General features: G+C 71.5%; 24 protein-coding genes and 1 pseudogene. 10 read left to right on the top strand and 15 right to left on the bottom strand.

What is annotated here, in order from left to right; genetic code table 11:
• Positions 1-162: 162 nt before the first annotated feature.
• The 3 genes from QM572_RS10885 (at position 163) to QM572_RS10875 (ending at position 3,316) form a co-directional block, all read left to right on the top strand.
• On the top strand, positions 163-480 hold the full coding sequence (locus QM572_RS10885) for a hypothetical protein (protein ID WP_415092943.1): 318 nt from the start codon (positions 163-165) through the stop codon (positions 478-480).
• On the top strand, positions 477-1,388 hold the full coding sequence (gene mshB / locus QM572_RS10880; protein WP_415092942.1) for an N-acetyl-1-D-myo-inositol-2-amino-2-deoxy-alpha-D-glucopyranoside deacetylase: 912 nt from the start codon (positions 477-479) through the stop codon (positions 1,386-1,388). Before QM572_RS10885 ends, mshB begins: the two co-directional genes overlap by 4 nt.
• A gap of 122 nt (positions 1,389-1,510) precedes the next feature.
• Entirely contained in the window at positions 1,511-3,316 is a 1,806-nt protein-coding gene (locus tag QM572_RS10875) for a VanW family protein (RefSeq protein ID WP_415092941.1), read from the top strand.
• Here QM572_RS10875 and QM572_RS10870 read toward each other — a convergent pair.
• Both QM572_RS10870 and QM572_RS10865 read right to left on the bottom strand, forming a co-directional pair.
• Positions 3,313-3,651: a hypothetical protein gene (locus QM572_RS10870; RefSeq protein WP_415092940.1), complete on the bottom strand. Its 339-nt coding sequence runs from the start codon at positions 3,649-3,651 to the stop codon at positions 3,313-3,315. The two genes, QM572_RS10875 and QM572_RS10870, sit on opposite strands and share 4 nt — an antisense overlap.
• 199 nt (positions 3,652-3,850) lie before the next feature.
• Entirely contained in the window at positions 3,851-4,705 is an 855-nt protein-coding gene (locus QM572_RS10865) for a GNAT family N-acetyltransferase (RefSeq protein ID WP_415092938.1), read from the bottom strand.
• A gap of 65 nt (positions 4,706-4,770) precedes the next feature.
• Here QM572_RS10865 and fdxA point away from each other — a divergent pair, with 65 nt between their 5' ends.
• Together fdxA and dapC are read left to right on the top strand one after the other, a co-directional pair.
• Positions 4,771-5,097 (top strand): ferredoxin, encoded by a 327-nt coding sequence (gene fdxA / locus QM572_RS10860; RefSeq protein WP_415092936.1) that lies wholly within the window; start codon positions 4,771-4,773, stop codon positions 5,095-5,097.
• 13 nt (positions 5,098-5,110) lie between these two features.
• Positions 5,111-6,223: a succinyldiaminopimelate transaminase gene (gene dapC, locus QM572_RS10855; protein ID WP_415092934.1), complete on the top strand. Its 1,113-nt coding sequence runs from the start codon at positions 5,111-5,113 to the stop codon at positions 6,221-6,223.
• Positions 6,224-6,231: 8 nt separating this feature from the next.
• Here the strand turns inward: dapC and QM572_RS10850 are convergent, their stop codons facing one another.
• From QM572_RS10850 to QM572_RS10835, 4 genes are all read right to left on the bottom strand, one after another.
• The gene (locus QM572_RS10850; protein WP_415092932.1) at positions 6,232-7,071 is read right to left on the bottom strand and encodes a hypothetical protein; all 840 of its coding nucleotides are present in this window, start codon (positions 7,069-7,071) and stop codon (positions 6,232-6,234) included.
• Between the two features lie 13 nt (positions 7,072-7,084).
• Positions 7,085-8,014 (bottom strand): 2,3,4,5-tetrahydropyridine-2,6-dicarboxylate N-succinyltransferase, encoded by a 930-nt coding sequence (gene dapD / locus QM572_RS10845; RefSeq protein WP_415092930.1) that lies wholly within the window; start codon positions 8,012-8,014, stop codon positions 7,085-7,087.
• 46 nt (positions 8,015-8,060) lie between these two features.
• Positions 8,061-10,166 (bottom strand): MMPL family transporter, encoded by a 2,106-nt coding sequence (locus tag QM572_RS10840; protein ID WP_415092928.1) that lies wholly within the window; start codon positions 10,164-10,166, stop codon positions 8,061-8,063.
• A 132-nt stretch (positions 10,167-10,298) separates the two neighbouring features.
• Positions 10,299-10,781: a DinB family protein gene (locus QM572_RS10835; protein ID WP_415092926.1), complete on the bottom strand. Its 483-nt coding sequence runs from the start codon at positions 10,779-10,781 to the stop codon at positions 10,299-10,301.
• A 205-nt stretch (positions 10,782-10,986) separates the two neighbouring features.
• On the opposite strand from QM572_RS10835, the gene ileS reads away from it, so the two are divergent.
• Positions 10,987-14,217 carry an isoleucine--tRNA ligase gene (gene ileS, locus QM572_RS10830; RefSeq protein ID WP_415092924.1) on the top strand — a complete coding sequence of 1,077 codons (3,231 nt, stop codon included), beginning with the start codon at positions 10,987-10,989 and terminating at the stop codon, positions 14,215-14,217.
• 203 nt (positions 14,218-14,420) lie between these two features.
• Here the strand turns inward: ileS and QM572_RS10825 are convergent, their stop codons facing one another.
• From QM572_RS10825 to QM572_RS10790, 8 genes are all read right to left on the bottom strand, one after another.
• Positions 14,421-15,938: a leucyl aminopeptidase family protein gene (locus tag QM572_RS10825; protein ID WP_415092922.1), complete on the bottom strand. Its 1,518-nt coding sequence runs from the start codon at positions 15,936-15,938 to the stop codon at positions 14,421-14,423.
• Positions 15,931-16,098: a DUF3117 domain-containing protein gene (locus tag QM572_RS10820; RefSeq protein ID WP_415092920.1), complete on the bottom strand. Its 168-nt coding sequence runs from the start codon at positions 16,096-16,098 to the stop codon at positions 15,931-15,933. Before QM572_RS10820 ends, QM572_RS10825 begins: the two co-directional genes overlap by 8 nt.
• A 144-nt stretch (positions 16,099-16,242) precedes the next feature.
• A complete protein-coding gene (locus QM572_RS10815; protein ID WP_415092918.1) occupies positions 16,243-16,986 on the bottom strand; it encodes a M14 family zinc carboxypeptidase in 744 nt (247 codons plus the stop codon).
• A gap of 169 nt (positions 16,987-17,155) precedes the next feature.
• The gene (locus QM572_RS10810) at positions 17,156-17,581 is read right to left on the bottom strand and encodes a hypothetical protein (protein WP_415092916.1); all 426 of its coding nucleotides are present in this window, start codon (positions 17,579-17,581) and stop codon (positions 17,156-17,158) included.
• Positions 17,582-17,595: 14 nt separating this feature from the next.
• Positions 17,596-17,973, bottom strand: a complete 378-nt coding sequence (locus QM572_RS10805; protein ID WP_415092914.1) for a DivIVA domain-containing protein — start codon at positions 17,971-17,973, stop codon at positions 17,596-17,598.
• A 15-nt stretch (positions 17,974-17,988) separates the two neighbouring features.
• Positions 17,989-18,708 (bottom strand): TIGR00730 family Rossman fold protein, encoded by a 720-nt coding sequence (locus QM572_RS10800; protein WP_415092912.1) that lies wholly within the window; start codon positions 18,706-18,708, stop codon positions 17,989-17,991.
• Complete coding sequence (gene dapE, locus QM572_RS10795; protein ID WP_415092910.1) at positions 18,705-19,793, bottom strand: succinyl-diaminopimelate desuccinylase; 1,089 nt, start codon at positions 19,791-19,793, stop codon at positions 18,705-18,707. Before dapE ends, QM572_RS10800 begins: the two co-directional genes overlap by 4 nt.
• Positions 19,794-19,826: 33 nt before the next feature.
• Positions 19,827-20,465: an O-methyltransferase gene (locus QM572_RS10790; RefSeq protein ID WP_415092908.1), complete on the bottom strand. Its 639-nt coding sequence runs from the start codon at positions 20,463-20,465 to the stop codon at positions 19,827-19,829.
• Between the two features lie 93 nt (positions 20,466-20,558).
• On the opposite strand from QM572_RS10790, the gene sigE reads away from it, so the two are divergent.
• The 3 genes from sigE to QM572_RS10775 are packed head-to-tail and all read left to right on the top strand — an operon-like array spanning position 20,559 to position 22,855.
• Positions 20,559-21,161, top strand: a complete 603-nt coding sequence (gene sigE, locus QM572_RS10785) for an RNA polymerase sigma factor SigE (protein ID WP_415092906.1) — start codon at positions 20,559-20,561, stop codon at positions 21,159-21,161.
• Positions 21,158-21,607 carry an anti-sigma factor family protein gene (locus QM572_RS10780; RefSeq protein ID WP_415092904.1) on the top strand — a complete coding sequence of 150 codons (450 nt, stop codon included), beginning with the start codon at positions 21,158-21,160 and terminating at the stop codon, positions 21,605-21,607. The genes sigE and QM572_RS10780 overlap by 4 nt, the downstream gene beginning before the upstream one ends.
• 27 nt (positions 21,608-21,634) lie before the next feature.
• Positions 21,635-22,855 carry a S1C family serine protease gene (locus QM572_RS10775; protein WP_415092902.1) on the top strand — a complete coding sequence of 407 codons (1,221 nt, stop codon included), beginning with the start codon at positions 21,635-21,637 and terminating at the stop codon, positions 22,853-22,855.
• Positions 22,856-22,955: 100 nt separating this feature from the next.
• On the opposite strand, the gene QM572_RS10770 is transcribed toward QM572_RS10775, so the two are convergent.
• Entirely contained in the window at positions 22,956-23,192 is a 237-nt protein-coding gene (locus tag QM572_RS10770; RefSeq protein ID WP_415092900.1) for a helix-turn-helix domain-containing protein, read from the bottom strand.
• Between the two features lie 204 nt (positions 23,193-23,396).
• On the opposite strand from QM572_RS10770, the pseudogene QM572_RS10765 reads away from it, so the two are divergent.
• Positions 23,397-23,821 (top strand): annotated as a pseudogene (locus tag QM572_RS10765) (hypothetical protein); the annotation flags it as partial.

The following is a 23,821-nucleotide window of genomic DNA, read 5'->3' as shown; positions in this document are numbered from 1 at the left end:
GCCAGCGTTCGGCGAGCCCGACGGTCGAGGTCGGCGAGGACCCCCGCGACCCCGACGCGGCCGCCCCCGAGCGCCTCGAGGTGCGCGGCCAGGCGCCCGATGTCGGCGGTGCGTTCCTCGCTCCGGCTCAGGTGCAGGCTCACGGCACTATTCTCACCGTTCGTGGAGTCTCAGCCGCAGCCGCGCGGCGTCTTCTTCGACGAGGACGACGCCCGTGCCGCGCACGCCCGCCTCGTGTCCGGGGGCTGGGAGGCGGCGCTCGGCCGCGAGCGGTTCCAGGGCGAGGACGACGACGAGGACCATCCCTGGGTCGTGACGACCGATGCCCCCGACCTGGTCCTGGAGCTGCTCGTGGAGGAGTACGACGGGTGGCTGGACGTGCCGGAGCCACCCGCGTCGCTGCCGCCCCTGGTCCTGCCCACGGCGCCGAAGCGGGTCAAGCGCCCCGACCTGGGTCCCGGCCTAGGATCGGGGGAGTGAGCACTCCGGACAAGCGTCTCCTGCTGATGCACGCCCACCCCGACGACGAGTCGATCGGGAACGGCGCGACCATGGCGCGCTACGTCAGCGAGGGCGTGGGGGTCACGCTCGTGACGAGCAACGCCGGTGAGCGGGGCGAGGTCCTCGTCCCCGAGCTCGAGCACCTCGCCTGGGGCCGCGAGGACGCCCTCGGGCCGCATCGCCGCGACGAGCTCGCCGCCGCGATGAAGGCCCTGGGCGTGACCGATCACCGTTTCCTCGGCGGCTTCGGCGCCTACAGCGACTCCGGCATGGCCTGGCACGAGGACGGCCACGCCGTCGCGGCGCCGGACACCCCCGACAACGCGTTCTCCAAGGTCGACCTGACCGAGGCCGCCGACCAGCTCGTCGCGATCATCCGTGAGGTCCGGCCGCAGGTGCTGGTGACCTACGACCAGTTCGGCGGCTACGGCCACCCCGACCACATCCAGGCCCACCGCGTGGGCATGTACGCCGCCCAGCTGGCCGGGGTGCCGTCGTACCGTCGCGACCTGGGGGACCCCTGGACGATCTCGAAGGTCTACTGGAACGCGATGGCGTGGTCCGGCATCCGCGAGGGCATCCGAGCAGCGCGCGCGGAGGGCGCGGAGCTGCCGTTCGGCGACATCGACCCCGACGGCCCGCCGCCGTGGTTCGCGGTCGAGGACGACGCGATCGCCGCGCAGGTCGACGGCACCGCCTTCTTCGAGCAGAAGATGGACGCCCTGCGCGCGCACGCGACGCAGATCGCCGCCGACGGGCCGTTCTTCTCCATGGCCAACAGCCAGGGCGCCTCGGCGTTCGCGATCGAGAGCTACCGGCTCGCGGTCGGCACGCAGGGCCCGGTCGGTCCCGGCGGGTTCGAGGAGGATCTCTTCGCGGGTCTCTGAGAGCGTGTTGGAGACCTCGGAGCCGCCGGCTCCGCCCCGCCAGCGCAGCTCGACGCCGAGTTCTCGAACACGCTCTGAGCGGCGCGCCGGACCTCACAGTCCCGGACTGTAGGGTCCACGCCGTGGGGGACCTCTTCTCGGACGACGCCGACGACGATGACACCGCGGTGCGCCCGCCGCTCGACCTGAGCGACGACGACGGCGCGAAGCCGCGCCGCGGACGGGCTGTGGGCGCGTTCCTCGCGGTCGTGCTCGGCCTGGTCGCGATCGTCGGCGGCGGCTGGGCGGCGGCGTACGCCTTCGCGGACGGGAAGCTTCCCCAGCACACCAGCGTGGCCGGCGTACAGCTCGGCAACCTCACCCGCGCCGCCGCCGAGCGGAAGCTGGCCGACGAGCTCGGCACCCCCGCTGCCTTCACCGTCACCGTGGGCTCGAAGAAGGCGAAGGTCGACCCGGCGACCTCCGGCGTCGCCCTCGACGTCGCCGCCACCGTGGACCAGGCCGGCGTCGGCGACACCTGGGACCCGCGGGACCTGTGGAACCACTACACCAGCGGCTCCGAGGTCGAGCCCGTCTTCACCGTCGACGACACCACGCTCGACGCCGTGGTCGCGAAGGTGAACGAGGCCGTGGGCACCGCCAAGAAGGACGGCGCGGTCACGTTCGGGACCGACGGCGTCCAGACCACGGCGGCCGTGGTCGGCAAGGGCGTCGCGAAGGACGACCTGCTGTCCGCGATCGAGGCCGCGATCGCCGGCGCGGGCGCCCAGACGGTCGAGCTCGAGGTCGGCGACGACGTCCCCGACATCGACGACAGCGACGTGCAGAGCGCCGTCACCGACGTCGCCAACCCCGCGATGTCCGGTCCGGTGACGCTCCAGTTCGGCAACTCGCCGGTGGTGCTGCAGCCCCAGGACTACGCGTCGGCGCTCTCGATGAAGGCCGAGAACGGCGCCCTCGCGCTCGCCGTCGACGCCACGGCCTTCGACGCCCTGCTCCAGGATCGCACCGCGGGTCGCGACGACGCGCCCGTCGACGCGACGGTCGTGCTGAAGAACGGCAAGCCGCGGGTCGTCGCGGCGAAGCCGGGCGTGAGCTACGACCCGGCCCAGGCGCTCTCGGTGTTCCAGTCGCTGCTGACCGCGTCGGGCGCCGGGCGCACCGGCACCATCGAGGCGACGGTGGCCGAGCCGGAGATCTCCACCGCCGAGGCCGAGTCGTGGGGGATCAAGGAGAAGGTCAGCAGCTTCACGACGTACTTCCCCTATGCCGAGTACCGCAACACCAACATCGGCCGCGCCGCGGAGATCGTCAACGGCACGATCCTGAAGCCGGGTGAGACGTTCAGCCTCAACGGCGTCGTCGGCGAGCGGACGAGGGAGAACGGCTTCACCGAGGGCTGGACCATCCAGGACGGCGTCTTCAAGGCCGACCTCGGCGGCGGCGTCTCGCAGATGGCGACGACCACCTTCAACGCGATGTTCTTCGCCGGTCTGCAGGACGTCGAGCACAAGCCGCACTCGCTCTACATCTCGCGCTATCCCGTCGGCCGCGAGGCCACCGTCGCCTGGGGCTCGGTCGACCTGAAGTTCAAGAACGACACGAAGTACGGCGTCCTCATCCGCTCCGTCGTCACGCCGTCGACGCCGTCGAGCCAGGGGGTCGTCACGGTCTCGATGTGGTCCACGAAGGTCTGGGACATCACGACCACGACGAGCGCCCGCTACGCCTCGACCCCGTTCAAGAAGCGCAAGATCAGCGGCGGCAACTGCGAGACCACCGTCGGCGCCAACGGCTTCCAGGTCGACGTGAAGCGCTACTTCCACCACGTCGGGGAGAAGGCGGTCGCGAAGACCGAGAACTTCCACACCACCTACATCCCGCAGGACCAGGTCACCTGCACCGGCACGACCAAGTCCCCGAGCTAGGCGTCCGGCACCTGGGCGGGCTGGATCGGCGGGGTCAGCCGGATCTGGTTGGCGAGCTCGCGGACGCGGGCACCGCTGGCGGTCCAGTCGCCGACCATCTCCTCGCTGGTGAGGCGCCAGCCGCGGCGCACCTGCACCCACCACCGCCGGCCGAAGAGCATCCGTCCGGCGAGGGCGAACGGCAGCACGGCGAGCAGCAGGAGCAACTCGATCCCGGTGAAGAGGGCCAGAAGGATCACCGGCGTCAGGGCCGCGAGCAGCAGGCCGAGCACGAAGAACCCGATGGCTCCGATGATGTCGTCGCCGGCGCCGGAGACCGCGTCCCCGAGATTCACCCATCGGCTGGTGCCTCGTGCGACGCCGGCGGCTCTCGGTCCCCACGGCAGCCACCGGCGGTGCACGTGCCAGACCTGACCGGCGGGGTCGACGACCTTCACAGCGAGTCAGACGCTTCGCCGGGCGCTGGAGTTCCGGTGCAGGGCTCCGTCCTGGAGCCGGCCCCGAGGCAGGCGACCCTGATCCGCCGACCCTGGCTCAGGGAGGAGTGAGGTAGCGGCAGGTGTGGTGGGTGAGGAAGCCGAGGCTGTCGTAGAGCGCCAGGGCGGGGGCGTTGTCGGTCTCGACGTGCAGCCACGTCGTCCGGGCGCCCTGCTCCGCCCCCCACGCGGCGAGCTCCGCGACGACCCGGCGGGCGAGGCCCTGGCGACGGTGGGCGGGGTCGACGTGGAGGTCATGGAGGCCGAGCCAGTCGCCGTCGAGCGTCGCTCGGCCGTGGGCGTGGGGCAGCGCCGCGGTCGCCGTCTGCCCGTTCACGTCCAACCGCGGGCTCTCAGCGTCATCAGGTGACGCTGAGAGCCCGCGGTTGAGGCGGGCCGTCGACACGAGCCGGAACGACGCCTCACCTCGCTCGAGCGTGGTCCAGCCAGCCTCGCGGAACGCCTCCTCGATGGACGAGTCCGCCTCGACCTGCACCATGACGGGCCGCTCCCGCGACACGTAGAAGTCTCGAACGGTCTCGACGGCCGCCTCGAACGGCGCAGCGGCCGAGCCCATGGCCAGGCAGGAGTTGGCCCGCTTGACCAGTCGGCCGAGCGGACGGGGGTCCGAGCGCAACTCCCACTCGCCCAGCGGGACCCTCTCGACGCCCGGCCAGATCGGCGCCGCGTGCGACTCGGCCTCGCGGGCGCTCACCCGCAGCCGCGTCGAGGGGCGAGGCGGGACCGGCTTCCCGGAGACGATCAGGTCGAGCGGGATCGACACGGGAGGCCCCGCGGACGGTTGCACGACGCAGACGCCGTCGCCCCACGACGTACACACTCCGAGGACGTCGGTGAAGGCCGGACCACCGGTCGGGCCGAGCTCCCCGGGCACCAGACGGCGCACCACCACGCGCGTCCCGACAACAGATGGACCTAACGCGGAGGAGGGCACCGCGACAGACTAAAGTGACGCCCATGACCTACGTCATTGCCCAGCCGTGTGTGGACGTCAAGGACCGTGCCTGCGTCGACGAGTGCCCTGTCGACTGCATCTACGAGGGCAAGCGGATGCTCTACATCCACCCCGACGAGTGCGTCGACTGCGGTGCCTGCGAGCCGGTCTGCCCGGTCGAGGCGATCTACTACGAGGACGACGTGCCGGGGGAGTGGAAGGAGTACTACGACGCCAACGTCAAGTTCTTCGACGACCTCGGATCGCCGGGCGGGGCGACCAAGATGGGCGTGATCGACAAGGACCAGGCGTACGTCGAGGGCCTGCCGCCGCAGAACACCGACCACTGATCCGGATCGGCCGTTGTACGACGTCTCGACGAGGCTTCCGGACTTTCCCTGGGACAAGCTGACCGCGTACGCCGAGAAGGCGCGCTCGCACCCCGGGGGGATCGTCGACCTCTCGGTCGGAACCCCCGTCGACCCCACTCCGCTGGTCGTGCAGCAGGCGCTCGTCGACGCCGCCGACAACCCCGGCTACCCGCTCACCGTGGGCACGCCGGAGGTGCGGCAGGCCGCGATCGACTGGCTGGCCCGCAACCACGGCGTGAAAGGCCTGACGCTCGACGCCGTGCTCCCGGTGATCGGCTCCAAGGAGCTCATCGCCGCGCTGCCGCTGCACCTCGGCGTGGGGGCCGGTGACCTGATCGTCTACCCCGAGCTGGCCTACCCGACCTACGAGGTCTCGGCCAAGCTCGCCGGCGCTCGCGGGCTGGCCACGGACTCCCTGACCGGCATCGGGCCCGAGACGCCGAGGATCCTGTGGATCAACAGCCCGTCCAACCCGACCGGCCGCGTGCTCCCGCCCGACCACCTGCGCAAGGTGGTGGCGTGGTGCCGTGAGCGCGGCACCCTGCTCGTCTCCGACGAGTGCTACATCGAGTGCGCCTGGGACGCCGAGCCGGTCTCGGTGCTCCACCCCGACATCTGCGGCGACTCGCACGACGGCATCCTGGCCGTGCACTCGCTCTCCAAGCGCTCCAACCTCGCGGGCTACCGCTGCGCCTTCGTCGCCGGCGACCCCGCCGTGGTCGGCGAGCTGCTCGCGGTCCGCAAGAACCTCGGCCTCCAGATGCCCGGTCCGCAGCAGGTCGCCATGGTCGCGGCGCTCGCCGACGACGAGCACGCGGCCGAGCAGGCCGAGCGCTACGCCGCCCGCCGGCTCAAGCTGCGCGGCGCGCTCGAGGCGGCCGGGTTCACGATCGACCACTCCGAGGCGTCGCTCTACCTCTGGTCGCGGCGCATCGCGGAGGCGGGAGGCGAGAGCTGCTGGGACACCGTCGCGTGGCTGGCCGATCACGGCATCCTCGCGGCGCCGGGGGAGTTCTACGGCGTGGCCGGCGCCCAGCACGTCCGGATCGCCTTCACCGCCACCGACGAGCGCGTCGACCTCGCGGTCGACCGACTGACACGGTGATGCCGCGGTCAGGCGTCTGACCGCTTGACCGTCACCACGACCTGGCGGTCGGTCCCGGTCGTCGCGCGCCAGCTCTCGCCGCCGCTCCACACCAGGCCGTCGAACTTCACGCTCGCGACGCCGAGCCGATTGGCGTGGGCCACGGTCCACTGGGCGATCGCCCAGCCGGTGGTGTCCTGAGCCACGTCGAGGGTGAGCTGCCCGCCGGTGATGACCGGCGTGCCGGCGTACGCGCCGAAGGCGGAGACGAGCCGGCTCTGCACCGTGGCGACGCTGCCGGCCTTGACCTTGCCGAACCGGCAGGAGAAGGCTGCCGCGCTCTGCCCGGTCAGCGCCGAGGCGAGCGCCCGTGCGCCCTCCTCGTGGTCGGCGTAGGCGTTGGGGAAGGCGCTGCGCTGCACCTTCTGGGCCGCGACGGTGATCTCCATCGTCTCGTAGCCGTCGACCTTGACCAGCGCGTCGTAGAACGCGTTGGTCGCGTAGGTCTCGTCGAGCAGCTGCGTGCGCGACCCCCACCCCTGCGACGGCCGCTGCTGGAAGAGCCCGACCGAGTCGCGGTCGCCGTAGTTCAGGTTGTAGAGCTTCGACTCCTGGTACGCCGTCGCCAGCGCGATCGTCGCGGCGCGGGCCGGCAGCCCACGCTTGATCGAGATCGACGCGATCAGCGCGGCGTTGCGCGCCTGCTCCGGATTGACCCGCGCCTTGAGCTGGCTCTCGCCGGAGCCGACCACGGCCATGCACTCGTCGGGCAGCAGCGTGGCCGCCTTGTCGCCGAGCTCACGCCACGCGACGGTCGCCGCCGCGGCGAGGAACGCGACGACCACGACGGCGGTGAGAAGACGGCGCACGCCGGTCGGTCGCCTAGTTGGCGTGGAGGGCCTCGTTGAGGACGATGCCCTCGCCCTGCCACGGGACGGCCTCGACGGCACCGGTCACGGAGTTGCGGCGGAAGAGGATGTTGGAGGCGCCGGAGAGCTCGAGGGCCTTGGTCGTCGAGCCGTCGGGCAGGGTGACCTTGGTGCCCGCGGTGATGTAGGTCCCGGCCTCGACGACGGCGTCGTCGCCCAGCGAGATGCCCAGGCCGGAGTTGGCGCCGAGCAGGCAGCGCTCGCCGATCGAGATGACCTGCTTGCCGCCGCCCGATAGGGTCCCCATGATCGAGGCGCCACCGCCGATGTCCGAGCCGTTGCCGACGACGACCCCGGCGCTGATCCGGCCCTCCACCATGGAGGCGCCCAGCGTGCCGGCGTTGAAGTTCACGAAGCCCTCGTGCATCACGGTCGTCCCCGGCGCGAGGTGGGCGCCGAGCCGGACCCGGTCGGCGTCGGCGATGCGGACGCCGGTCGGCAGGACGTAGTCGACCATCCGCGGGAACTTGTCCACGCCGTAGACCGCGACCGTACGGCCGGCGGCCTTGAGTCGCGCCCGGGTGAGCTCGAAGCCCTCGACGCTGCACGGTCCCTCCGAGGTCCACGCGACGTTGGCCAGCAGGCCGAACTGGCCGTCGAGGTTGACCCCGTGGGGCTCGACGAGACGGTGGGAGAGCAGGTGCAGCCGCAGCCAGACGTCGGGCGTCGTGGTCGGCGCCGCGTCGAGGTCGATGCTGACCAGCTCGACGTGCGTCTCGACCCGGCGCAGCGCGTCCGATCCGGCCAGGGCGAGCAGCTCGGGCGCCGGCTTGACGTCCTCGGGCGCCTCGCCCAGCTCGGGCGTGGGAAACCACGCGTCCAGGACCGAGTTGTCGGCCGCGTACGTCGTCAGGGCGAAGCCCCAGGCACTGCGAGTGGTCACGGGGACCGACTTTATCGGTACTCCTCGCTGTGCCCGGAAACCCCGATCAGGCCTCTGTGCGGTCCAGCCTGCTCGGCCACCAGATCTTCGACCCGAGGTCGAGGTTGATGGCCGTGACCAGGACCGAGCGGACGATCATCGTGTCGAGAAGGACGCCGAGGGCGACCGCGAAGCCGAGCTCGGCGAGGAAGACGAACGGCAGGGTGCCGAGCGCGGCGAACGTCACGGCGAGCACCATGCCGGCGGAGGTGATCACGCCGCCGGTCGAGGCCAGCGCAACCAGCGAGCCCCTCCGGGTCCCGAGCGTGGCCGACTCCTCCCGCACGCGGGTCATCAGGAAGATGTTGTAGTCGATGCCGAGCGCCACGAGGAAGACGAACGCGAAGAGCGGGAAGTCGGTGTTGGTGCCGGCGAACCCGAAGACGTGACGGAAGACGAGGGCCGAGATCCCCAGGGAGGCGGCGAAGGAGAGCACCACGGTGACGATGAGGATCACCGGGGCGACCAGGGCGCGCAGCAGCAGGATCAGGATGAGCAGCACGACGAGCAGCACGATCGGGATGATCAGCTTCGAGTCGTGGGCGGAGGCCTCGTTGGTGTCGTAGTAGACCGCCGGCATGCCTCCGACCTTCGCGTCCGCGCCGTCGATCGCGTGGACGGCCGAGCGGGCCGCCTTCACCTTGTCGAAGGCGCTCGGCGAGAGCGGGTCGTCCGGGATCGACGCCTCGACGTAGGAGCGACCGTCGCCGACGGCGATCGGATCGGTCGCCCTGCCGACGCCCTCGACACCGGTCAGGGCTGCCGTCGCGTCGCCGATCTTGTCCGTGTCGGCCACCACCTGGAGGGTGACCGAGTTGTCGGCAAGACCGTGGTCGGCGAGCAGCTCCTGCGCCTTGATCGAGTTGAAGGTCGTCGTGTAGGAGTCCTTGCTGTTGAGACCCACCGGGTTGAGCTGGCCGAGGCCCGCGCAGGCGACGAGCAGCAGCACTCCGGTCACCAGCCACACCGCCCGGGGCCTGCGCTGCACGCGCGTGCCGATCTTGGACCAGAACCCCGTCGCGGTGGGCTCGGCGGAGCCGAACCTGGGTCGCTGCGGCCAGAAGATCCAGCGGCCCAGGATGACCAGGATCGCCGGGTAGAGAACGAGCATCATGATCATCGTCACGGCGACGCCGACGGCGAGCACGGGCCCCAGACTCGCCGTGCTGTTCAGCTGGGCGAGGCCCAGGCACATCAGGCCGATCACCACGGTCGCGGCGGAGGCGATGATGGCGGGCGCCGCACGATGCAGGGCGAAGGCCATCGCCTCGTGCCGGTCCTGGTGGTTGCGCAGCTCCTCGCGATAGCGCGCGGTGAGGAGCAGCGCGTAGTCGGTGCCGGCCCCGATCACGAGGATGCCGAGGATGTACTCGCTCTGGTCGTTGACCGTCAGGCCGGCGTACTTCGCCAAGAGGTAGATGACGCCGTTGGAGGCCTGGAGCGCGAGGCCGGCGGTGATGAGCGGCAGGAACGGCAGGACCGGGCTGCGGTAGGTGACGAACAGGATGATCAGCACGGCGAGGAAGGTCAGGCCGAGCAGGGTCGTGTTGGAGCCCTCGAAGGAGTTGATGAAGTCGTAGGCCTGGCCGCCGGCGCCGCCGAGGTAGGTGGTGACGCCGTCGATCTTGGTCTCGTCGGAGATCGTGGTGATCGGATCCTTGAGCTTGTTCCAGCCGTCCTTGCCGAGGTTCATCGTGAAGTAGCTGTAGGCCACCTCGCCGTCGGGGGACACCAGGGTCGGGACGTTCGCGCCCTGGGCCGCGGCGGCCGCCGCCTTCGCCGGCGTCAGGACGCCGGCGGCCGTGATCCCCTTGACCTTGGCGATCTCGGCGCCCTGCGCCTCGATCTCGGCGAGATCGGCCTCGGTGAGGCCGCCCTTGCGGTAGTAGGTGACGAGGGTGGGGATGTCGTTCGGGTCGATCGCCTTGCTGAGCTCGTCGGCGACCTTGGTCGCCTCGGCCGATCCGGGAAGCCAGGACGAGGCCTGGTTGTCCTTGACGTCGGCGAGCTTTGAGCCGAGCCCGGTCAGGCCGGCGACGGCGACGACGACCGCGACGAGCACGACCCACTTCGAGATGCGACCGGTCAGCTTGCCGGCGACGGAGAGATGCATGGCGGCATTCCAGCATGCGCCACCGACGGAACGCATCGGGAAAAGCCCCGAAACGCCCCCGATGTCGCCCAGAGTTCTCTCAGGGATCCCTCAGGCCACGCTCAGAGAGCGGTCCGGCCGACGAGGCCGACGTCACAGTCCCGTCGTGCCGTCGAGCACCTCGCGCAGCAGGTCGGCGTGGCCGCAGTGCCGGGCGTACTCCTCCACCATGTGCACGAGGACGTCCCGGATCGGCGCGGTCTCGCCGTGGCGGTCGGTGCGCAGCTCGCCGAGGTCGGCGCCGGCGAGGCGGTCGAGGGTGCCGTCGGCGTACGCGCGCCACTCCTGGAAGCGGGCCAGGGCCTCGTCCACCGACGCCTGCGTCGGCTCGATGCGGTGGAACCCGCCCGTCGGGTCGTCGCTGTCGAGGCGCTCCTCGTCGAGGTGCTCGTCGAGCACCATCCGGAACCAGTAGTGCTCGACCCGGGCCATGTGGCGGACCAGGCCGCCGATCGACAGGTCGCTCGGCGGCACCGAGCGGGCCGCGAGCTGCTCGGGCGTGAGCCCCTCGGCCTGGCGCAGGAGCGTCGAGCGGTAGTGGTCGAGGTAATCCCGGTAGGTGGCCAGCTCGCTCATGACCTAGACTTTCGCACACAGCGTCCGAGCCGTTATCAGCGGCGAGCTTGGGGAAGAACGGGTCAGCGGCACCGGCCTCACTAGAACCCCACGGGTAAGCCCGTCACAGCAGTCTCGAGTGGTCGGCGTGACGTCGGCAAGCAGGGTGGTACCGCGGCTCACGTCGCCCCTGCGGCCAGATGAGACCGACCCGCAGGAGCCCGCCATGACCTATCCCAAGGTCACCACCGATCCCACGAACGAGCAGCGCGACGGCGCCGGCGTGCCGGCGAGCCCGCGCTTCCCGGAGATCGAGGAGCGGGTCCTCGCCTACTGGAAGGACGACGGCACCTTCCGGGCCTCGGTCGACCACCGCCCCGCGGGCGAGAACGGCAGCAACGAGTTCGTCTTCTACGACGGCCCGCCGTTCGCCAACGGGCTGCCGCACTACGGCCACCTGCTCACCGGCTACGTCAAGGACATCGTCCCGCGCTACCAGACGATGAAGGGCCGTCGCGTCGAGCGCCGCTTCGGCTGGGACACCCACGGCCTGCCCGCCGAGCTCGAGGCGATGCGCCAGCTCGGCATCACCACCACCGACGAGATCGCCGAGATGGGCATCGACGTCTTCAACGACGCCTGCCGCGCCTCCGTGATGAAGTACGCCGACGTCTGGGAGGACTACGTCACCCGCCAGGCGCGCTGGGTCGACTTCGAGAACGACTACAAGACCATGACGCCGACCTTCATGGAGTCGGTGATCTGGGCGTTCAAGACCCTCTTCGACAAGGGCCTGATCTACGAGGGCTTCCGCGTCCTGCCCTACTGCTGGAACGACGAGACGCCGCTCTCCAACCACGAGCTGCGCATGGACGACGACGTCTACAAGATGCGCCAGGACCCCGCCGTCACCGTCGGGTACGACGTCACCTCGGACGGTCCCCTGCGCGGCGCCAAGCTCCTCATCTGGACCACGACCCCGTGGACGCTGCCGAGCAACCTCGCGGTGATGGTCGGCGAGGAGATCGAGTACGTCGCGGTCGAGTCCGACGGGCCGACCGGGTCGGTGGAGCGCTACCTCCTCGCGGCCGCTCGGGTGCCGGCGTACAAGAGGGAGCTGTTCCCCGACGCCGACGAGCCCACCGTCGTGTGGCGCGGCACCGGGGCGGACCTGGTGGGGCTGACCTATACGCCGCCCTTCTCCTACTACGACGGGTGGGCCAACGCGTTCCGGGTCGTCGCGGCCAACGACGCCGTCACCACCGACTCCGGCTCCGGGCTCGTCCACACCGCCGGCGCCTTCGGTGAGATCGACAAGGAGGTGACCGACCGCGAGGGCATCGAGGCGGTCATGCCGGTGGGCAAGGACGGCCGCTTCACCGCCCCCGTCCTCGAGTACGCCGGCCAGCTGGTCTTCGACGCCAACAAGCCGATCATCGCCGACCTCAAGGGTCACGGCGGCTCGGTCACGCCGGGCACGGTGCTGGTGCGGCAGGAGTCCTACGAGCACTCCTACCCGCACTGCTGGCGCTGCCGCCAGCCGCTGATCTACAAGGGCGTCTCGTCGTGGTTCGTCGAGGTGACGGCGTTCAAGGAGCGGATGCTCGAGCTCAACCAGCAGATCCGCTGGACGCCGGAGCACATCCAGGAGGGCCAGTTCGGCAAGTGGCTGGAGAACGCCCGCGACTGGTCGATCACCCGCAACCGCTTCTGGGGCTCCCCGGTCCCGGTGTGGAAGTCCGACGACCCGGCGTACCCCCGTGTCGACGTCTACGGGAGCTTCGAGGAGCTCGAGCGGGACTTCGGCGCGCTGCCCCTCAATGCCGCCGGTGAGCGCGACCTGCACCGGCCGTGGGTCGACGACCTGACCCGGCCCAACCCCGACGACCCGACCGGTCAGTCGACGATGCGGCGCGTCGCCGACGTGCTCGACGTGTGGTTCGACTCCGGCTCGATGTCGTTCGCGCAGAGCCACGTGCCGTTCGAGAACCTGGAGTGGTTCGAGCACCACTTCCCGGCCGACTTCATCGTGGAGTACATCGGCCAGACCCGCGGCTGGTTCTACACGCTGCACGTCCTGGCGACGTCGCTCTTCGACCGCCCGGCGTTCCAGTCGTGCATCAGCCACGGCATCGTGCTCGGCTCCGACGGCAACAAGATGTCGAAGTCGCTGCGCAACTACCCCGACGTCTCCGAGGTCTTCGACCGCGACGGCGCCGACGCGATGCGGTGGTTCCTGATGGCCTCGCCGATCCTGCGCGGCGGCAACCTCATCGTCACCGAGCAGGGCATCCGCGACGCCGTGCGTCAGGTGATGATCCCGGTGTGGAACAGCTGGTACTTCTTCGCGCTGTACGCCAACGCCGCCGGGATCGACGCCTCCTGGTCGACGTCGTCGTCGGATCCGCTGGACCGCTACATCCTGGCCAAGACGCGCGACTTCGTCGGGACCTACACCACCGCGATGGACGCCTACGCCATCGCCGAGGCGTGCGAGGCGACCGGTGAGCTCATCGACATCCTGACCAACTGGTACATCCGCCGCTCCCGCGAGCGGTTCTGGTCCGAGGACCGCGACGCCTTCGACACGCTCTACACCGTGCTCGAGGTGACGACGCGGACCATCGCGCCGCTGCTGCCGCTCGTCTCCGAGGAGATCTGGCGCGGTCTCACCGGTGAGCGCTCGGTGCATCTCGCGGACCTGCCGCTCGTGTCGGAGCTGCCGGGCGACGACGCGCTGGTGGCGGCCATGGACGCCGTGCGCGACGTCTGCTCGACCACCTCCGCCCTGCGCAAGGCGCGACGCCTGCGCAACCGCCTGCCCCTGGCCGGGCTGACGGTCGTGGGGGCGGCGCTCGGCGGGTTCGAGGAGCTCGTCGCCGACGAGCTCAACCTCAAGTCCGTGACCGTGCTCGACGCGTCCTCTCCCCAGGCCGCCGAGTACGGCGTCGAGCAGCGCCTCAGCGTCAACGCCCGCGCGGCCGGCCCGCGTCTGGGCCGCGACGTGCAGCTGGCGATCAAGGGCTCGAAGTCCGGCGACTGGTCGGTCGCCGCGGACGGCACGGTCACCGCCGGCGGCCTGGTGCTGGTCGAGGGGGAGTACGCCCTCGAGACCGTCGCGGGTGCCGCGTCGGACGACGCGGCCGTGGCGATGCTGCCCGGCGGTGGCTTCGTCGTGCTGGACACGGTCGTCACGCCCCAGCTCGCCGCCGAGGGCCTCGCCCGCGACCTCATCCGCGCGGTGCAGAACGCCCGCAAGGAGGCCGGCCTCGACGTCTCCGACCGGATCAGCCTGGTCATCGGCGGTGGCGAGGCGGTCCGTCAGGCGGCCACCACGCATGGCGAGCTCATCGCCCGCGAGACCCTCGCGACGTCGTACGGCGTCAGCGACTCGACCACCGGCGATGTCGCCGTCGGGGACGGCGACAAGGCGACGATCACCCTCACCCGCGCCTGACCGAGAAGGGCCGCCCCTCACCTCGAATGGGGCTTCCCCTCACGCGAGTGGGGCTTCCCCTCACCCCGAGTGGGGCCTGCCCTCAGCCCGAATGGGGCCTTTGAGGCGGCGAAGCAGACGGGAGCCCCCACTCGACGTGAGGAGAGCCCCTATTCGCGTGAGGGGAGGCCCCACTCGAGGTGAGGGGAGGCCCCACTCGGCGGTCAGGCGGGGGCGCCGGCGGCGAGCCAGGTGAGCAGCGTGCGCGCGCCCCAGCCGGTCGGGCCGGGGGTCCACTCGTCGCGGTCGGCGGGTGCGTCGCCCACCGAGGCGATGTCGAGGTGGGCCCAGGGCAGCCCGCCGGTGAAGTGCTGCAGGAAGAGCGCGGCCGTGATCGATCCGGGGGAGCCGGCGCTGTTGTCGGCGTCGGCGACCTTGGAGGCGAGCTTCTCCTCGTAGACCGAGGCGAGCGGCAGTCGCCACCATGCCTCGCCGGTCTCCGCGCCGGCGGCCGACAATGCCGCGGCGAGGGCGTCGGTCGTGGCGTAGAGCCCGCCGACCTGCTGCCCCAGCGCGACCTTGACCGCGCCGGTCAGCGTGGCGACGTCGAGCAGCACGTCCGGCTTGATCTCGCGTACGGCGTAGGACAGCCCGTCCGCCAGCACGAGACGCCCCTCGGCGTCGGTGTTGGTGACCTCCGACGTCCGCGCGGAGTCGTCGCCGGGGTAGTGCCGCAGCACGTCGCCCGGCCGCATCGCCGAGCCGGAGACCATGTTCTCGGCGATGCAGAGCAGCCCGGTCACCTTGACCGGGACGTCGAGCGCGGCGAGCGCCCCCATCACCGAGAGCACCACGCCGGCACCGGTCATGTCGCGCTTCATCGTCGACATGCCCTCGCCGGGCTTGATGTTGTAGCCGCCGGAGTCGAACGTGATGCCCTTGCCGACCAGCGCCACGTGCGGCGTCCTGCGGGTCGTCTTCGCCGGGGCGTAGTCGAGCCGGACGAAGCGCGGCGGGTTGGCCGAGCCCTGCCCGACGCCGAGGATGCCGCCGAAGCCCTCCCGGGCCAGCGCCTTCTCGTCCCACACCGCGATCTCGAGGCCGGCCGACGCGGCGACGTCGCGCGCCTGCTGGGCGAGCCACTCGGGCGACTTCACGCTGGAGGGGACGGTCGCGAGGAACCGCGCCCGCCAGCCGGCCAGGGCGATGGCGAGCGCACGATCGCGGTCGACGACGTACGTCGGCCCGAGCTCGCTCAGCACCACGCTCTCCACCGGGTGCGACGCCGGGCCGGCGGCCCGCCAGTCGAAGGAGAAGGAGGCCAGCACCACCCCGACGACGAAGGGCTCGAGGCCCACCGACGGGTCGGCCGCGGGAATCGTCGTGTGCACCGTCGAGCGGTCGCGGACCGCGCGGGCCAGCGCGGCGCCGGCACGACGGAAGTCGTCGCCGGTCCCGCTGCCGATGCCGACGAGCAGCACCCGGCGCAGTGACGGGTTCACGGGCGTGCCGCCCGGCACGGGCAGGGCGATGACCTCGCCCGCCTTGCCGGTCGCGCGCTCGGACTCGAGCACGCCCAGGAGGTCGAGCTCCTCGGCGACGGCGGCCGCGCCCGGCCCGAGGACCCACGAGTCGCCCTCGGCCGACACGGGCAGCGCGATGATCTCCGCACCGATGAGGTGCGGGTCGCGTCCGTCCAGCGTGACGGCCGGGGGCGTGACCTGCGGGGGGAGTTCAGGCAAGGGCGCCCTTGAGAGCGTCGCCGAGCGTGTTGACCTCGTCGGCGTTCAGCTCGACCACGAGACGGCCGCCCCCCTCGAGCGGAATCCGCATGACGTATCCACGGCCTTCCTTGGTGACTTCCATCTCACCGTCGCCGGTGCGTGGCTTCATCGCCGCCATCTCTGCGACCTCTTCCTGTCTGGGCTCTGCCGGGTTCTGCACTGGGGGACCTGATCCTCCGGATCGGTCCTCCATGATCCCACATCGCGGAACACGCTCGCGACCTGCGGTGCCGCGCGCTCCGAGCGATGGCCGGACGGTCCCTCAGCGATGGGCGTCGAAGACCCGCAGCAGCGCCGTGGGAGCCGTGCGGCGCAGGAAGGCCGAGGACGGATGGGCGCCGAGCTCGACGGTCACCGCGGTGCCGGAGAAGTGCGCGTTGAACCACTGCGTGAGATTGCCGTGACAGCCGCCGTTGCAGGTGAACGCCTTGCGTCGCAGCCCCAGCGCCTTGGCGATCCGCTTGCCGATCGCCTGCGACTTGGTGAGCGTGTCGACCCCGTTCAGCGGCTGGTGGAAGCTCACGACGTAGTCGGGCCGGACGCTGCGCAGGAAGGCCATCGCCGCCTTGGTCTCGGGCTCCGAGCCGGCCGTCGCCCCCGAGTCGTAGCGACCGGTCTGCCGGATCCACGATGTCGGGAAGTTGCGGTTGAGGTCGACGCCGTGGGCGTTCCAGCGACGGTGCCGAGCACGACCGTCGGGGTTGAGCGTCGGGACGATCCAGACGTCGGCGCCGACGATGGGGCCCCCGCGCCGCAGCGCGGTGAGGATCCGGGTGGGCGCGGTCTCGTCGCCGTGCATCGCCGCCATGAGTACGACGACGGGCCCCTCGCCCGCCATGCCGCCCAGGTGCCACGCCCGGATCGCCCGCCCCTTCACCGAGTGTCCGATCACGACGCTCGTCGTGCTGGTGCTGCTGGTCGCGGCGGACGCTGCCGGCCCGCCCTCGGCCACCGGCGCCAGCAGGGTGGCGCTGAGCACGAGAGCGGCGAGCAGGGACCTCACCACGCTCTCAGAGCGTGGTCGAGAACTCGGAGCCGCCGGCTCCGCCCGGCCCCCCGCACGCCCTGGCCGCGTTGTCGTCGGTCGCCATGCCTCCGGCATGGCTCCCTCCTCCGCCTTGCCAGGACGCACACCGGACGACGCGGAGCCCGACGCCGAGTTCTCGAACACGCTCTCAGATTCTGCTCGTCACGTAGGCCAGGGTGAACCACCCGACCGTCACGAACATCCCGACGTGGGCGAGGACCGAGAGCCAGGGGCCGCGCGACCAGCTGTCGGCGGCGGGTGAGACGTGGGTCGCGGCCCGCTTGCCGCGGTTGCCGCTGCGCTTCCAGCGCACCAGGATCACCAGGCCGCAGATCGCGACCACCCACCAGCAGCCGAGGCCGCCCACGCCGATGAGGGAGCGCCAGTCGGCGTCGCTGGTCGCCAGCACGAAGACCAGCCAGAGCACGAAGCCGATCGTGCCCGCCACGGTGTGCAGCCCGAGCGCGACGCTCGGATGGGTGCGGCGCAGGCGCAGACGGGTCAGCAGCACCACCACGCCGGCCAGGAGGCTCAGGACGAGGGTGACGGTGAGGGGGGTGGTGAACTCAGGCACGATGAGGCGCGATGCTAGCCCTCGCCGGCGGGGGTCGCCTCATCCGCGGCGTCCTCCGCGTCCGGGCTCTCGGCCGCGGGCTCCTCCGGCAGCGCGCCGTCGGGATCCTCGGAGTCCTCGGGCTCCTCGGGCGCGGGAGGCGGCGTGTCCCGCGCGTCCAGCTCGCGGGCGAGCCGGGCGAGCAGGGCGTCGACCTCGTCGGTGCGGTAGCCGAACGCCCCCACGGTGAACCGCACCTCCCGCAGGTCGGAGGCGTCGAGGCGTCGATCGGTCGGCACCAGGACGTCGCGCCGGTCGGAGTGCGCGGACGACATCGGCTCCCCGTGCCCGGCCGCGACGACGGCGACGGCGCCCATGAGGAGCACCACGACGATGGCGAAGACCCACATCATGATCCGCTCACCTCCTCAGTCCGCGTCCCGGGCGCGGATCATGAGCTCGACCGCCTCGTCCACGTCGTCGGTGAGGGTGAGCATCTCGAGGTCGCTCTCCTTGATCCGTCCGTCGGCGAGCATCGTGTCCCGCATCCAGTCGATCAGGCCGGTCCAGGTGGAGACGCCCATGAGCACGATCGGGAACTGGTTGATCTTCTGGGTCTGCACCAGGGTGATCGCCTCGAACAGCTCGTCGAGCGTGCCGACGCCGCCGGGCATCACGATGTAGCCCTGGGAGTACTTCACGAACATCGTCTTGCGGACGAAGAAGTAGCGGAAGTCCAGCCCGACGTTGACGTAGTCGTTGAGCCGGGCCTCCCAGGGCAGCTCGATGCCGAGGCCGATGGACTGCCCGCCGGCCTCCAGCGCGCCCTTGTTGACCGCCTCCATCGCGCCCGGGCCGCCGCCGGTGATGACCGCGAAGCCGGCCTGGGCGAGGGCGCTGCCGACCTTGACGCCGAGCTCGTAGTACGGGTGCCCGACCGGGGTGCGCGCCGAGCCGAAGACCGAGATCGCCGGGCCCAGCTCGGCGAGCTCGTCGAACCCGTCGACGAACTCGGCCTGGATCTTCATCACCCGCCACGCGTCGGTGTGGTGCCAGCCGGCCGCGCCGCGGCTCTCCAGCAGCCGCTGGTCGGCCGTCGTGCCGGGCCGTCGCTCGCTGGGCCGCGGGCCGTTGAAGCTGCCCCTCATGCTGCGCCTCCGAGCCAGGCCAGCAGGGCGCGCTCGCACGTCTCGATGCGGGAGATGAGCACCTTCTCGTCTCGTCGGTGCGCGTACGTCGCGTCGCCGGGGCCGTAGTTGACGGCCGGGATCCCGAGCAGGCTGAACCGGGCCACGTCGGTCCACCCGAACTTGGGGCCCACCGGAGTCGCAACCGCTTCCAGGAACTCCCGGGCCGCCGGGCGATCCAAGCCCGGAAGGGCCCCTGGAGCGGAGTCGGTCAGCACGACGTCGTACGCGGAGAAGACGTCGCGCACGTGGGCGAGCGCCTCCTCCTCGGAGCGGTCGGGGGCGAAGCGGTAGTTGACCGTCACGACGCACTCGTCGGGCACGACGTTGCCCGCGACGCCGCCGGAGACGGCGACCGCGTTCAGCCCCTCGTGGAACTCCAGGCCGTCGATGACCGGCCGGCGCGGGACGTAGTCGGCGAGCGTCGCGAGGATCGGCGCGGCGGCGTGGATGGCGTTGCTGCCGGTCCAGGCGCGGGCGGTGTGGGCGCGCTCGCCCCTGGTGCGGATCTCGGCCCGCAGCGTGCCCTGGCAGCCTGCCTCGACCTCGGCGCGGGAGGACTCCATGAGGATCGCGAAGTCGGCCTCGAGCAGCTCGGGGTGGCTCCGCGACAGCAGGTTGAGCCCGTTGGCCGAGGCCTCGATCTCCTCGCAGTCGTAGAGGATGAAGGTGACGTCGCGGGTCGGCTGGACCCGTCCCGATCCGACGGCCGCGGCGACCTTGAGGATGACCGCGTCGCCGCCCTTCATGTCGCTGGTGCCGAGGCCGTGCAGGTAGGTGCCGTCGCTGCGGCTGGGCAGGTTGTCGTTGACCGGCACGGTGTCGAGGTGGCCGGCGAGGATGACCCGCTCGCCCAGGCCCAGCTCGGTGCGGGCGACGACGGTGTTCCCGAAGCGCTGCACGCGCAGGTGCGGCAGGGCGCGCAGCGCGTCCTCGACCGCGTCGGCGATCGGCCCCTCGTTGCGGCTGACCGACTCGATGTCGACGAGCTGGCGCGTCAGGGTGACGACGTCGGTCGTCAGGTCGAGCGCGTGGAGAGTGGGCACGCGCCTAGTCTTCCCCAACGATCCGGCGTGGGCTCACCCGGCCACCCTGGCGAGCAGCAGCCCGTCGCCGACCGGGAGCAGCAGCGGGATGAGGTCCTCGTGCGCCGCGATCGCCCGCCCGAGGTCGCGTACGGCGACGGTGGCGCTGTCGCGCTGGGACGGGTCGGCGACCCTGCCGCCCCCGAGGGCGTTCGCGAACGCGACCACCCCACCGGGGCGGAGCAGCCGCAGCGCCTCGGTCAGGCAGGCGTCGGCCTCCTCCACGTCGGCGTCCACGAACATCAGGTCGTAGTGCCCGTCGGTCAGGCGGGTCAGGACGTCCAGCGCCGCTCCGCTGATCGTGCGGGCGCGCTGGGTGGGGATGCCGGCGTCGGTGAAGGCCTGCCGGGCGAGGCGCTGGTGCTCGGCCTCGATGTCGATGGAGGTGAGCACGCCGTCGGGCCGCATGCCCCGCAGCAGCCAGAGCCCCGAGACGCCGGTGCCCGTGCCCACCTCGACGACCGCCTTGGCGCCGAGGATCGAGGCGACGAAGCGCAAGGCGCCGCCCACGCCCGGGTCGACCGGGGTGACGCCGACCGCGGCGGCGCGGTCGCGGGCCGCGGAGAGCACCTCGTCCTCGGGGACGAACTCGTCGGCGTAGATCCAGCTCGCGGCACTGATCGGGTCGGTCACGTGCACCAACCTAGCGTCGCTGGAACACTGGGAGCCGGAACTTCGTTGGTGTCTCACATACTCCCTTCAGGAAGGCTCCGTAGCGTGACGAGCATGGACACGGCCACCTCACCGGCTGCCCCCGCCGCCAGTGCGCAGGTCCCGAGCTGGGACGAGATCGTCGAGCAGCACTCCGATCGCGTCTTCCGCCTGGCCTACCGCCTCACCGGCAACCGCCTCGACGCCGAGGACCTCACCCAGGAGGTCTTCGTCCGGGTCTTCCGCTCGCTCGACACCTACACCCCCGGGACGTTCGAGGGCTGGCTGCACCGGATCACCACCAACCTCTTCCTCGACCAGGCGCGGCGCAAGCAGCGGATCCGCTTCGACGCCCTCTCCGAGGAGCGCACCGACAAGCTCGCCTCGACCATGCCGACGCCGGACGCGGCCTACACCGACCAGCGCTTCGACGACGACATCGAGGCCGCGCTGCAGGCGCTCCCGCCCGACTTCCGGGCCGCCGTCGTCCTGTGCGACGTGGAGGGCCTGGCCTACGAGGAGATCGCCCAGATCCTCGACGCCAAGCTCGGCACCGTCCGCTCCCGCATCCACCGCGGCCGCTCGATGCTGCGCGACGCCCTCGCCCACCGGGCGCCCAAGGCCGGTCGGCTGCGCTACTCCGGCCCCGCCTCCGTGCTCGGCTGGGGCGCGAAGTGACCCGCCGCCTCTCGGTGCCGGGCTTCTCGGTCACCGGGCATCTCGGCGACCGGGCCAGCGCCCTGCTCGACGGCCAGCTCTCCGAGGCCGACACCGAGCGGGCCTGGACCCACGTCGCGGGCTGCCACGCCTGCCGTGACCTCGTCGAGCGGGAGTCCTGGCTCAAGCGGCGCCTCGCCGGGCTGACCTACGACCCGGCCGCCGCCTCCGACGGTCTCAAGAGCTCGCTGCTCGGAGCCGGGACCTGCGAGCCCGGCTCGTTCTTCGGGCCTGAGCACCAGCGCCGCAACGTCGCCTTCGCCGCCATCGGCGGGAGCGCGGTCGGCGCCGCCGTCATGGGCGTCCTCGCGCTGGGAGCCGCTCCGGCCAGCGCCCCCACCATCGAGCCTCCGGTGACGGTCTCGAGCTTCGTCTCGCCCTCCACCGCCGCGTCCAACGACCGCTGACCTTCCCCCGCGCGGCACAATGCTCGGGTGAGCGATGAGCCGACGACGGACCCCTGGGGCCGTCCCCTTCCTCCGCGACAGAGCTGGCCGACGCCCGAGCAGACCCAGCCGCTGCTCCAGCCCGCGCCGCCGCAGCCGCGCCGGGCGCGGCCGAGCTGGTGGACCTGGCCGGCGGTGGCGGTCCTCGGTCTCGGGGCGGGAGCCGGTGGGGCCGCGCTGTGGGAGGAGTACGGCGCGCAGGACGACGGCTCGACGGCGTACACGTCCTTGGGAGGGGGCGCGACGATCAGCCAGGCGCCGATCGACCCCGAGGACGCGAACGTCGTCAACGTCGCCCAGACGCTGCTGCCCTCGACGGTCCAGATCGTCGCGGAGTACCAGGGGCAGGACGACGGCGCCACCGGATCGGGCTTCGTCTTCGACACCGCCGGTCACGTGATCACCAACAACCACGTGGTCGCCGACGCCGCCGCCGATGACGGCCCGGTCTTCGTCGTGGACACCGACGGCCGCAAGATGAAGGCGACGATCGTCGGTCGCTCGACGGTCTACGACCTCGCGGTGCTGGACGTGCCGGACGCCAAGGACATCACTCCCGCCTCGCTCGGCGCCTCGAACGCGCTGCGGGTGGGCGAGTCGGTGGTGGCGATCGGCTCGCCGCTGGGGCTCTCCTCGACCGTCACGAGCGGCATCGTCAGCGCGCTGAACCGGCCGGTGACCACGGGGGAGAGCGAGAACGATGTCAGCTACATCAACGCCGTCCAGACCGATGCCGCGATCAACCCCGGCAACTCCGGCGGGCCGCTGGTCAACCTCCTCGGCCAGGTGGTCGGGGTCAACAGCGCCATCGCCACCGCGGGCGGCACGGCCGGCGAGGCGGGCAACATCGGGGTCGGCTTCGCCATCCCGATCGAGCAGGTCAAGGTGACCGCGCAGCAGCTGCTGGCCACCGGCCGCGCGACCTATCCCGTCATCGGCGCCAAGGTCCAGACCGGCGGCGACGACCCCGGCGGCGACGGTGCGGAGATCGTCTCGGTCGACGCCGGCACGCCGGCGGCGAAGGCCGGCCTGGCCAAGGGCGACATCGTCACGAAGGTCGGCGACACCCACGTCACCGACGGGATCAGCCTGATCGTCGCGATCCGGACCCACCAGGCGGGCGACACCATCGAGCTCACCGTCAACAGCGCGGGGAGGACCAAGACGGTCGAGATCACCCTCGGCGGCCAGGACGACGCCGCCCGGTGACGGCGACGTGCGTCAGCTCGCCGACATGCCTCTGGCAAGGCCGAGGAGGGAGGCGACCCGGGGTTGGTCGGTGACCGACGAGAAGGCCGCCGAGGGCACGTCAGAGGTCGGCGTCGGCCTCGGCGAAGGGGTGGGCGTCGACAAAGCTGCGAGTCTCGGAGTAGAGCCCCTCGATGAACTCCTCGAGCTTGGCCGCCTCCACCCGCCATTGGCCCCGTCCGCCGAGCTTGATGGCGGGCAGCTCGCCGCGGCGCACCAGCGCGTAGACCTGCGCGCTGGAGGTGTTGAGGACCTCCGCGACATCGGCGAGGGTCAGGAAGCGTGGGTTCCCTGGCATGGGTTCCATGTAACCATCTGGGCTCAACCTATCCGCGTAGCCTCGCTTTGCTTGTGGATAACTCACGGGGCCCTGGCATGGCGACGGTTGAGCGGTGATGATGTCGCCGTGGCGAGAAATCTCGGGCTTGTCACGCCGCTCGGTGCTCCGCGAGCTGTGCGTGCGTCACGTGCCGGCTGGCGTGACCCCCGACTGTGGGCCGGAGTGGCCATCGTGGCGGTCTCGGTCGTGCTCGGAGCGCGGCTGATGTCCTCCGCCGACGACACCGTCGCGGTCTACGTGGCCGCGAGCGACCTCGCCGCCGGGCAGTCGATCGGCGACGTCGAGCTCGCCACCCGGAGGGTGCGCTTCGCCGACGACGAGCAGCGCACGGCGTACGTCGAGGCGGGGGCGTCGCTCGCGGACCTCACCGTCGTGCGGCCGGTCGGCGCGGGCGAGCTCCTCCCGGTGGCCGCGCTCGGCGCGCTGGACCAGCAGGGCCGGGTGCAGGTGCCGCTCTCGGTGGACCCGGACCAGGTGCCGCCGTCGGTGAGGGCGGGCTCGGTCGTGGACGTCTACGTGCTGGTCGCCGGCGAGGCCGTGCCCGGCCGCGGCGGCGCGGAGCCGGCGCTCTCGCGAGCCAGCGTCGT

The organism is Nocardioides sp. (assembly GCF_047607365.1).
Taxonomy (GTDB): domain Bacteria; phylum Actinomycetota; class Actinomycetes; order Propionibacteriales; family Nocardioidaceae; genus Nocardioides.
The sequence above is the reverse complement of the archived record's forward strand: the minus strand, read 5'-3'. Positions and strand labels throughout refer to the sequence as shown.